This is a genomic window from Mesorhizobium silamurunense, from assembly GCF_014843825.1.
Classification (GTDB): Bacteria; Pseudomonadota; Alphaproteobacteria; order Rhizobiales; family Rhizobiaceae; genus Mesorhizobium; species Mesorhizobium silamurunense.
Map to the genome: position 1 here is coordinate 1 of NZ_JHQR01000145.1, position 10259 is coordinate 10259.

Here is a 10259-nt window from a genome sequence, read left to right on the forward strand (position 1 = left end):
CCAGCGCATCCTCGGCGCCGGCGACGTCGCGCATGCGGGCCGCGAGATAGGCGACCAGCTTGCCATAGCTTTGTCGGGCGGCCGCCTCGGCCGCCGCCCGCGCCGTCTCCGGGCGATTGTCCGTCACGGGATCGTGTCTAGGACAGGTAGTCGGTCATTTCCCAGATCGGCCGCACCTCGACCGTGCCGGTGCTGGCTGCCGGGCAACGCGCGCCCCATTCCATCGCCGTGTCTATGTCGGTCGCCTCGATCATGTAGAAGCCGGCAAGTTGCTCCTTGGTATCCGCATAGGGGCCGTCGAGCACATTGGTCTTGCCGTTGGCCAGCCGTATCGAGGTGGCCGCCTGGGTCGGGCGCAGCCTTTCGCCGGCGAGGTACGCGCCGGATTTCTTCAGGGCTTCGGTATAGGCGCCATAGGCCGCCAGGGTCTGCTCGGTCTTGTCGCGGGGCGCATTCGCCATTGCGGCTTCGTCGTTGTAGATCAAAAGCATGTATCGCATGGTCTTCTCCGTTTTCTCGAAGGCCGCGTCGTCGCGGGCCAACCTATGTCGTGCGGCCACGGCCGATTTCGACAGGCGCTGAGAAAAATCTTTCGCCCCCTGTGCAGGAGAGCGCAAGCCGTCGGCCGTTGCCTCATCGGTTCAACCCTTCGTCTAGACCATGATCCCGAACCGAAGGTCAGCGAACGCAAAAAGTGGATTCCGGTTTTTGGAAAAGATCATGGTCAAACAGAAAGGTCTGCAATTGCGGGTTGGAATTTGGCGCCTCCTGTCTAAACTCCCAGCTTCGCGCCGAGGAGGCGGCGCGGCGCGACCGTTTCAGGAGGAGGAAACCATATGCTCGATTTCAGGACGAAATTTGTTGCCGCCGGCGTTTTGGCGTTGTCGCTCGGCCTCGGCGCCATGCCGGCCGGGGCACAGGAATTCATCAACGTGCTGACCGGCGGCACGTCGGGCGTCTATTATCCGCTCGGCGTCGCGCTGTCCGAGATCTACGGCAAGGGTATCGAAGGAGCCCGCACCCAGGTGCAGGCAACGAAGGCTTCGGTCGAGAACCTCAACCTGTTGCAGCAGGGCAAGGGCGAAATCGCCTTCGCGCTCGGCGATTCCGTCAAGCTCGCCGCCGAAGGCAATACCGAGGCCGGTTTCCCCGGCAAGCTCGACAAATTGCGCGGCATCGCCGCCATCTATCCCAACTATATCCAGATCGTCGCCAGCAAGGAGTCCGGCATCAAGACGCTGGCCGACCTCAAGGGCAAGAGCCTGTCGGTCGGCGCGCCTGCCTCCGGCACAGAGCTTAACGCCCGCGCCATCTTTGCCGCCGCCGGGCTGAAATACGAGGATCTCGGACGCGTCGAATATCTGCCCTTCGCCGAATCGGTGGAGCTGATCAAGAACCGCCAGCTCGACGCCACGCTGCAATCCGCGGGCCTCGGCGTCGCCTCGATCCGCGACCTCGCGACCTCCGTGCCGATCAACGTCGTCGCCGTGCCGGCCGAGGACGTCGCCAAGATCGGCTCGCCTTATCTGTCGGTGGTCATTCCCAAGGGGACCTATGAGGGTCAGACGGAGGATGTCGCGACCGCCGCGGTCGGCAATTTCCTCGTCACCCGGGTCGATGTTTCCGACGACACCGCCTATCAGATGACCAAGCTGATGTTCGAGCATCTCGACCAGCTCGCCGCCGCCCACGCCGCCGCCAAGGCGATCGATCCGGCCAAGGCGTTGAACGGCATGCCGGTGCCGCTGCATCCCGGCGCGGAGCGGTATTACAAGGAGAAGGGGCTGCTGAACTAAGGCGCTGGTTTTCCCTCCCCTCTGAGGGGAGGGTGGCCCGCAGGGCCGGGTGGGGTCCTCCTCGACGCGCTCCGGCTCTTTCAGTCAAGTCGAGGCAGTTAAAGTCGCGCACTGCCGCAAGGACCCCACCCGTCCATCCGCCTTCGGCGGCTGTCCACCCTCCCCTCAAGGGGGAGGGGAGCGCCCGTCAGGAGCCCGCCAATGACTGAAACGCCGACCGTTATTTCTCCAACTGCCGAAGAGCCTCTCGAAGGCCTGCCGCCGGGCTTCGGCGAAGGCATCGCCGGCAAGGCGGCCTTCCTGATTGCCGTCGCCTTTTCCGTCTTCCAGATCTACATCGCCGCCTATGGCAGCCTGCCAAGCCAGGTGGTGCGCGCCATGCATGTCGGCTTCCTGCTGCTGCTCGGCTTCGGCCTGATCGCCAATCTGCGCGCCACCGGCACGGCGGCGAAAGCCGCATTCTGGACGCTTGGCGTGCTTGGCTTCGCCACCGGCATCTACAACTGGGTCTTCTACGCCGACCTCATTCGCCGCTCCGGCTTCCTCACCACGCCGGACCTGATCGTCGGCGCGCTGCTGGTGGTGCTCGTCTTCGAAGCCGCTAGACGGCTGATGGGCCTGCCGCTCGCAATCATCGCCTTCATCTTCCTCGCCTATTGCTTCGTCGGCAATCACCTGCCGCCGCCCTTCATCCATCGCGGCTACGATTTCGCGCAGCTCGTCGACACCTTCGCCTATGGCACCGAAGGCATTTACGGCACGCCGGTCTATGTTTCGGCGGCCTACATCTTCATCTTCGTCGTCTTCGCCGCCTTCCTCGAACGCGCCGGCATGATCGCGCTGTTCAACGATTTCGCGCTCGGCCTGGTCGGCTCCTGGCGCGGCGGCCCGGCGCAGGTCTGCGTGCTGTCCTCGGCGCTGATGGGCACCATCTCCGGTTCGGGCGTCGCCAATGTCGTGGCGAGCGGCCAGTTCACCATCCCGCTGATGAAACGCTTCGGCTTCCGCTCGGCCTTTGCCGGCGCCGTCGAGGCGACCTCCTCGATGGGCGGCCAGATCATGCCGCCGGTGATGGGCGCGGTCGCCTTCATCATGGCCGAGACGCTGAACATCCCTTACGCCGAAGTGGTCAAGGCGGCGATCATTCCGGCGCTGCTCTATTTCGGCGCCTGTTTCTGGCAGGTGCATCTGGAGGCCGGCAAGGCCGGCCTGCACGGCATGGCCAAGGGCGACCTGCCCAATCCCTGGGATGCGGTGCGGCAGCACTGGCCGCTGGTGCTGCCGCTTGCCGTGCTGGTCTACCTGCTCTTCGCCGGCTACACGCCGATCTTCGCCGGCACCATGGGCCTGGCGCTGACCATCGTGCTGATCCTCGGCACGCCGCTGGCGGCCTTGATCGGGCCGTTCGCCTTCCGCGTCGTCTTCTGGCTGGCGCTTGGGCTTGCCGCCGCCTCCTTCATGCGGTTCGGCGTCAACATTCTCGGCCTCGTCATCGCGGCGCTCATCGTCGCCTGCGTCACCTTCAAGGGCGGCCGCGAGACGCTGCGCATCTGCGTCGATTCGCTTGCCGAAGGGGCGAAGAACGCGCTGCCGGTCGGCATCGCCTGCGCCATCGTCGGCATCGTCATCGGCACGCTGACGCTGACCGGCATCGCCTCAACCTTCATCAGCTGGATCATCTCGATCGGCGAGAACAATTTGTTCCTGTCGCTGGTGCTCACCATGCTCACCTGCCTTGTGCTCGGCATGGGCATCCCCACCATCCCTAACTACATCATCACCTCCTCGCTCGCCGGCCCGGCGTTGCTGTCGCTTGGCGTGCCACTCATCGTCAGCCACATGTTCGTCTTCTATTTCGGCATCATGGCCGACCTGACCCCGCCGGTGGCGCTTGCCGCCTTCGCCGCGGCGCCCATGGCCAGGGAAAGCGGTCTCAAGATCGGCATCCAGGCGACCAAGCTCGCCATCGCAGGCTTCGTCGTGCCGTTCATGGCTGTCTATACACCAGCCCTGATGCTGCAGGATGCCGGCCCGATCGCCGCCTCGTTCGGCTACCCGGTCGAGGTCGCCTACATCGTCGTCAAGGCCTGCATGGGCATCGTGCTCTGGGGCGCCGCCGCCGTCGGCTTCCTCGCCCGCCGCATGGCCTGGTGGGAGCGCCTCGTCGCCTTCGCAGCCGGCGTGCTCCTGGTCGCGGCGCTGCCGCTCACCGACGAAACCGGCTGGGCGCTGGCGCTTCTCTGGATCGGCTGGCACTGCTGGCGCGCGCGTCAGGCATCCGCAAGGGATGTTGCGTGAGTCTCTGCATCCTCGCAGCCGGCAAGACGGTGACGCTTGCCGTCGCCGCCTTCACGCTGTCCTGGACGCATTCGGTGGAACGGACGCGCTGGCAGGAAGACTGGAAAGTGACGCCTGCCGGGCTTCAGCTCGTCGAGGCGCGGGTCAAGGGCTCCGGCGCCGGCATGGAGCCGCCCGAGGGCTCGGTGCTGCGGAACGGCTGGTGGGTCTATGCGCCCGGGATCAGGCCTCAGCCGCGCGTGGTGTTGGCAGCCTCCGGCGCAACCGGGGAAGGCTGGACGCTTTGCACCGCCCAATCCTGCCGCGAACTCGGCAGGACGGCGGGCGAGCCGATCCTGCTCGAAGCTTGCGAGGGCTCCAGCCAGTCGCGATAGCGCAAGGCCAGCCGCCGACGACGGCGCCGGGCAGTTCCCAGGAAAAGCGCGTGACGGTTTGCCGCCCGCAATTGCGTAAAAGCAAAAGAAAGGGAGCGGTTCGCCGTTTCGGCGGACGGCGACATTCACTAGCCGATCAGCCGTTGCCGCAGTTCGGCGGACGGGATTTCGCAGCTGTCCTTCCTGCCGAACAGCGCGTAGCGGTTCTTGGCGACGCGGTCGTAGAGCCAGTCGCGCAACGGCCGCGGCAGGACGAGCAGCAGCCTTGCGGCGCGCCACGGCCAGCCGAGCGCGGCCATGACGGCGACGAAACTGTCGAGCTTCGTGAAGGCCGCGCCGTCGATGATGGCGAGATTGGTTTCGTAATTATTGGTTGCCAGGCCGTATTTGCGAAACAACGCCTCGCCGAACGGCGATTGCGCCGTGGCGAAGCGGAACCGATTGCCGCGGTCGAGCTTGACGATCAGTTGGACGAATCCCGAGCAGAACACGCAGACGCCGTCGAAGACGATCAGCGGCTGGGTCGCGCCGAAGAACTCGGATTGAGACGGACGATTCCGGTCGGGCAGCTCGGTCATGTCGGCCCCGGCTATCTGTGTCCCCTGTACACTAAACTAAGGGGACACTAAGCCAGCCGGCGGCGGCGTCAAAGTCGCGGCGTTGTCGCACGCCTGCCGTCGGCGACGGCGGGGCGCTCGTCACGGTAGGTCGTGGCGCGGTTGTCGGCGGCCGGCTTGCAGATCCGGCTGTTGTGGCGGCTGTCGAGCATGGCGATCAGTTCGTGCCGATGCCGAGCGAGGTGCCGCGCCGCGCGCAGGCCGGACCCGGACCGCGCATGTAGTAGCGCTCGGGCCGATAGGTCGGCGCGACGAATTCGCGGATGGCGGCGGCATAGCCGGCGATGTGGTTCCAGAAGTTCATTTTACGTGGTCCCTGTCCCGTTTTCGGATGTCCCTTCCGAATTGTCCGAGAGCATAGCGTCGAGGCGTGAATAGTCGGTGAACGTGATGTTAATTTCTGGTCCGAAACCCGTTGCTTCGTGGCTGGAATGCGGCTGATTCGCGGTCTTTCGGTGCCTTTTGTCGCGTTTCCGGCGCATGTGTCTTTTGCATCACATATGTTTCGTCTGGATGTCGCTTGGACGCGGTTCTGTTTCACGTTCGGCCGGCGCCCGGAAATTTCATTGCTCGTCCGGAAAAGGTCAGGAACCGGCCCGGAAGGGACACGTTGATTCCCTCAAAGCCCGCGCGGCGCCGAGGAAGGCGGCCGCGCCGCCGATTGAATTCCCCAACCCGGAACAAGCCCCGGAACAAGCAATGGAAGGCAAAGCCATGGGTTTCTTTTCGAAAGACATCAAGACGCTGGACGACCTCTTCATCCATATGCTGCGCGAAATCTATTATGCCGAGAAGCAGATCGAGCGGATGCTGCCGAAGATGATCGCCGAGGCGACCGATCCGCAGCTGAAGGCCAGCTTCGAAAAACACCTCGAGCAGACCAAGGGCCATGTCGATCGGGTCGAGCAGGTATTCGAGCTGCATGGCGTCAAGGCCAAGGCCATCAACTGCCCGGCCATCGACGGCATTCTCGAGGAGGCCGAGGAGGTGAGCGGCGATATCGACGACAAGGAGGTTCTCGACGCCGCGTTGATCGCGTGCGCGCAGGCGGTCGAGCATTACGAGATGACGCGCTACGGCACGCTGATCGCCTGGGCCAAGCAGCTCGGCCGCAGCGACTGCGCCAACGTGTTGGCCAAGAACCTCAAGGAAGAGCAGGCGACCGACCGCAAGCTCACCGAGATTGCGGAAAGCAGGATCAATCTGCTGGCGGCCTGATGGGCAATGCTGCAACGACAGGTCCCGGCTTGCCGGAACCCAGGCGAGCCCCTGTCCGTTGCCGTTGGAATCGCTTCGCGCGCAGGAGTTCGCCATGGCACCGCGCCCCGCCTGGAAGGGCTATCTGAAACTGTCGCTGGTCACTTGCGCCATCGAGCTGACCAACGTCGTCACCCATGCCGAGAAGGTTTCGTTCCGCATCCTCAATCGCAAGACCGGCAACACCGTCAGACGCATCTATGTCGACGCCGAAACTGGCAAGCCGCTGGAGGAAGGCGACGAGATCAAGGGCTACGAGGTGAGCGACGGCGACTTCGTCCATATCGAGGAAGACGAGATCGAGGCGGTTGAGATCGAGTCCTCGCACACGCTAAGCCTCGACGGCTTCGTCGAGAAATCCTCGATCGAGCAGATCTATCTCGACACGCCCTACTATGTCTCGCCGGCGGACGAAGTGTCGGAAGAGGCCTTCGCCGTCATCCGCGACGCTATGGCGGCGAAGAAGATGGCCGGCCTCGCGCGCATCGTGCTCTACAACCGGGAACGTCCGGTGGTGATCGAGCCGCTCGGCAAGGGCATGGTGCTGACGACGCTGCGCTACGACAATACGGTGCGCCAGCCCGACACGGTGTTCGACGACATCAAGGCAACCAAGACCGATGACGAGATGATCGATCTTGCACAGCACATCATCGACAGCAAGAAGACGAAGTTCGACCCCTCGAAGTTCGACGACCGCTATGAGGACGCGCTGCTCGAATTGATCCGCGCCAAGAAGGCCGGCAAGAAGGCGCCCAAGGCCAAGGCGCCGGCGAAGCCGTCCAATGTCGTCAACCTGTTCGACGCGCTGAAGAAGAGCCTGAACGCGGAAGGCAGTGGGAAAGCCGGCAAACCTTCATCGAAGGCGCCGTCGGCGCGGCCGAAGGCCAAGGCCTCCGCGTCCGGTCACAATCAGCATAAAAGGCGCAGATCCGCATAGGAGCAGGATGCCATGGCCGGCCTCGAGCAATATCATGCCAAGCGCGACTTCCGCAAAACCGCCGAGCCGGCCGGCAAGGTGCCGCGGCACAAGAAGAGCGAGGCCGGCGGCATCTACGTCATCCAGAAGCACGCCGCCACCCGCCTCCACTACGATTTCCGGCTCGAGCATGACGGTGTGCTGTGGAGCTGGGCGGTGACGCGCGGTCCGAGCCTCGATCCGCATGAGAAGCGGCTGGCCGTTCACGTCGAGGACCACCCGATCGACTATGCGTCCTTCGAGGGCACCATTCCGAAGGGCGAGTATGGCGGCGGCTCGGTCATCGTCTGGGATGACGGCAAATGGATTCCGGAAGGCGACCCGGCCGAAGGCATGAAGAAAGGCCACATCAATTTCGAACTCGAAGGCCATAAATTGCATGGCCGCTGGCACTTGGTCAGGCTGAAGCCCAGGCCCGGCGAAAAGCGCGACAACTGGCTGCTGATCAAGTCCGATGATGCCGCCGCCCGCCCTGGCGAGGACATCCTCAAGGACGAGCCGCAATCGGTGAGGTCGGGCCTCACGATAGAAGAAGTCGGCGAAGGCAAGGCGGCCAAGGGTGAGAAGCCGAATGTCTGGCACTCCAACAAACCGGCCGCCCGCAAGGCCAAGGCCGGCCATGCCAAACGGCTCGAATTCATCGAGCCGCAGCTTGCAACGCTGGAAAGGAACGCGCCCTCCGGCGACGACTGGCTGCACGAAGTAAAATTCGACGGCTATCGCATGCAGGCGCAGATCGCTGGCAGCGACGTCAGGCTGCTCACCAGAGCCGGCCTCGATTGGACCGGCAAATTCGACGGGCCGGTCACCGCCGCGCTCGCCGGTCTCAAATGCCGCGATGCCATCATCGACGGCGAGGTCGTCGTGCTGGCCGACAGCGGCGTGTCGTCCTTTCCGCTGCTGCAGGCGGATCTCTCCGCCCGCCGCACAGACCGCATCATCTACTACGTGTTCGATCTGATGTGGCTCGACGGCAAGGATCTGCGCCGCGAGCCGCTGGTCGAGCGCAAGCAGGCGCTGGCCGAACTGCTCGGCGACCAGCCGGAGAATTCGGCGCTGCGTTTCAGCGACCATTTTTCCGAACCCGGCAAGGTCATCCTGCAGCATGTCTGCCGCATGGGTCTCGAAGGCGTGGTGTCGAAGCGCGCCGACGCGCCCTACCGCAGCGGGCGTGGCCTCACCTGGATCAAGTCGAAATGCACGCTGCGCCAGGAATTCGTCATCGGCGGCTATCTGCCTTCGGACAAGACGGGACGCGGCCTGCGCTCGCTGCTCGTTGGCTACTATGAAGGCGGCAAGCTCAACTATGCCGGCCGCGTCGGCACCGGCTTTTCCGGCAAGGTGATGGCCGGTCTCAAGAAGAAGCTCGACGGCCTTGAGGCGAAGCAGTCGCCTTTCTCGGCAGCGGTGCCGAAGGGCAAGGGCCTGACCTGGGTCAAGCCCGAGCTCGTCGGCGAAGTGGAGTTCCGCAGCTGGACATCCGACCGTATAATCCGCCACGCCTCGTTCCAGGGATTGCGCGAGGACAAGCCGGCGGAGGAAGTCGTGCAGGAAAGGCCGAAACAAACCGACGGGAGGTCCGAAGCAAAATCGGGCGGCGACAAGGCCGCGCCGAAGGCCTCGGCCGGAACGGCGATGACCTCAATAAAACTCTCGCATCCCGACAAGCTGCTGTGGCCGGACGAAAAGGTCTCCAAGCAGGACCTGCTCGACCACTACGCGCTGGTCTGGCCGCGCATAGAGCAGTTCGTCGTCAACCGTCCGCTGAGCCTGGTGCGGGCGCCCGACGGCATCCACGGCCAGCGCTTCTTCCAGAAACACGCCTCGCCCGGCATGAGCGACAAGATCGCCAGGATGAAGGATCCGACCGACGGCGAGGAGATCCTGTTCATCAAGGATTTCGACGGGCTTGCGGCACTTGTTCAGTATGGCGTGGTAGAGGTCCATATCTGGGGCTCCACCATCGACGAGCTGGAAAAGCCGGACCAGATCATCTTCGACCTCGATCCAGACGAAGGCGGCGACGTCAGCCGCGTGCGCGAGGCGGCGCTCGCCGCGTGCGCGAGGCGGCGCTCGACATCCATAAGCAGCTCGACGAGCTGTCGCTGCCGAACCTGGTCAAGACGTCCGGCGGCAAGGGCTATCACGTGCTGGTGCCGCTGAAGCCGTCGGCGGACTGGGACGAGGTCAAGGACTTCGCCCATGATTTCGCTCGCGCCCTGGAACAGGCCAAGCCGGACCGCTACACGGCTACCCTGTCGAAGAAGGCGCGCACGGGAAAAATCTTCGTCGACTATCTGCGCAACGGCAGGGGCTCGACCACGGTCGCGCCCTACTCCTCGCGCGCCAAGAAGGGCGCGACGGTGTCGATGCCGGTGACCTGGACGGAAATCGAGAAAGGTCTGGCGCCCAATGCCTTCCCGCTCGGCGACGAGACGACACTGAAGCAGCTGAAGAAGGCGGACCCGTGGGCGGATTTCTTCAAGCTGGGCAAGGTGCTGAAGCGGGAGTGAGTTCTGCACGCGAAAGGAAGCCGGCAGCGCCGCGTTCCTTCACACCCCCCTCTGGCCTGCCGGCCGGCCATCTCCCCCGCAAGGGGGGAGATCAGCAGTCCCGGCGCCCTGCCATTCTTCCAGCGTCGAAGATTGGCGAAGAGGGCTGAGCGCTCAACCCCCCCTTGCGGGGGAGATGCCCGGCAGGGCAGAGGGGGTACTGTCCCGCCGACGTTGCGAACCTATCGCCGGCAACCCACTACGCCAGAAACACCCTCTCGAATTCCTGCTTACCCTTCGGCGAGAACACCACGGCACGGCTGTCCTTGTCGCGCCGCGCCCATTTCTCGGCGATGACCTTGTCGAGGATGGCGGCGCCCAGCGCGCCGGCGAGGTGCGAGCGCCGCACGCTCCAGTCGAGGCAGGCGCGGCACACGGGGCGCCTG

At 64.4% G+C, this 10259-nt stretch carries 8 protein-coding genes and 2 pseudogenes; 6 read left to right on the forward strand and 4 right to left on the reverse strand.

Translation table 11 applies throughout. The annotated features are described in order from the left end of the window. Positions 1-137 precede the first annotated feature (137 nt). Complete coding sequence (locus DH10_RS16680; RefSeq protein ID WP_126091024.1) at positions 138-500, reverse strand: YciI family protein; 363 nt, start codon at positions 498-500, stop codon at positions 138-140. A gap of 336 nt (positions 501-836) precedes the next feature. Here DH10_RS16680 and DH10_RS16685 point away from each other — a divergent pair, with 336 nt between their 5' ends. The 3 genes from DH10_RS16685 (at position 837) to DH10_RS16695 (ending at position 4468) form a co-directional block, all read left to right on the forward strand. Continuing rightward, on the forward strand, positions 837-1796 hold the full coding sequence (locus DH10_RS16685; RefSeq protein WP_192255193.1) for a TAXI family TRAP transporter solute-binding subunit: 960 nt from the start codon (positions 837-839) through the stop codon (positions 1794-1796). Between the two features lie 201 nt (positions 1797-1997). Beyond that, positions 1998-4094 (forward strand): TRAP transporter permease, encoded by a 2097-nt coding sequence (locus DH10_RS16690; RefSeq protein ID WP_192255195.1) that lies wholly within the window; start codon positions 1998-2000, stop codon positions 4092-4094. Then, a complete protein-coding gene (locus tag DH10_RS16695; protein WP_192255197.1) occupies positions 4091-4468 on the forward strand; it encodes a DUF1850 domain-containing protein in 378 nt (125 codons plus the stop codon). The genes DH10_RS16690 and DH10_RS16695 overlap by 4 nt, the downstream gene beginning before the upstream one ends. 128 nt (positions 4469-4596) lie before the next feature. Here DH10_RS16695 and DH10_RS16700 read toward each other — a convergent pair whose 3' ends face one another. Then, complete coding sequence (locus tag DH10_RS16700; protein WP_192255199.1) at positions 4597-5046, reverse strand: thiol-disulfide oxidoreductase DCC family protein; 450 nt, start codon at positions 5044-5046, stop codon at positions 4597-4599. A 196-nt stretch (positions 5047-5242) separates the two neighbouring features. Then, positions 5243-5389, reverse strand: coding sequence for a hypothetical protein (locus DH10_RS16705; RefSeq protein WP_192255201.1), 147 nt, complete (start codon positions 5387-5389; stop codon positions 5243-5245). Positions 5390-5799: 410 nt separating this feature from the next. Between DH10_RS16705 and DH10_RS16710 the strand changes: the two genes are divergently transcribed. The 3 genes and pseudogenes from DH10_RS16710 to ligD all read left to right on the forward strand — a co-directional run bounded on the left by DH10_RS16710 (position 5800) and on the right by ligD (position 9834). Beyond that, a complete protein-coding gene (locus DH10_RS16710; RefSeq protein ID WP_192255258.1) occupies positions 5800-6303 on the forward strand; it encodes a YciE/YciF ferroxidase family protein in 504 nt (167 codons plus the stop codon). A gap of 94 nt (positions 6304-6397) precedes the next feature. After that, positions 6398-7282, forward strand: a complete 885-nt coding sequence (gene ku, locus DH10_RS16715; protein WP_192255203.1) for a non-homologous end joining protein Ku — start codon at positions 6398-6400, stop codon at positions 7280-7282. 12 nt (positions 7283-7294) lie between these two features. Continuing rightward, positions 7295-9834 (forward strand): annotated as a pseudogene (gene ligD / locus DH10_RS16720) (DNA ligase D). A gap of 238 nt (positions 9835-10072) precedes the next feature. Here ligD and DH10_RS16725 read toward each other — a convergent pair. Next, positions 10073-10259, reverse strand: a pseudogene (locus DH10_RS16725) (transcriptional regulator); the annotation flags it as partial.

What these genes read in the sequence shown, in the direction of transcription:
- DH10_RS16680 (WP_126091024.1), bottom strand. Translation starts at nt 500, where the DNA reads ATGCGATACATGCTTTTGATCTACAACGACGAAGCCGCAATGGCGAAT.
- DH10_RS16685 (WP_192255193.1), top strand. Translation starts at nt 837, where the DNA reads ATGCTCGATTTCAGGACGAAATTTGTTGCCGCCGGCGTTTTGGCGTTG.
- DH10_RS16690 (WP_192255195.1), top strand. Translation starts at nt 1,998, where the DNA reads ATGACTGAAACGCCGACCGTTATTTCTCCAACTGCCGAAGAGCCTCTC.
- DH10_RS16700 (WP_192255199.1), bottom strand. Translation starts at nt 5,046, where the DNA reads ATGACCGAGCTGCCCGACCGGAATCGTCCGTCTCAATCCGAGTTCTTC.
- DH10_RS16705 (WP_192255201.1), bottom strand. Translation starts at nt 5,389, where the DNA reads ATGAACTTCTGGAACCACATCGCCGGCTATGCCGCCGCCATCCGCGAA.
- DH10_RS16710 (WP_192255258.1), top strand. Translation starts at nt 5,800, where the DNA reads ATGGGTTTCTTTTCGAAAGACATCAAGACGCTGGACGACCTCTTCATC.
- ku (WP_192255203.1), top strand. Translation starts at nt 6,398, where the DNA reads ATGGCACCGCGCCCCGCCTGGAAGGGCTATCTGAAACTGTCGCTGGTC.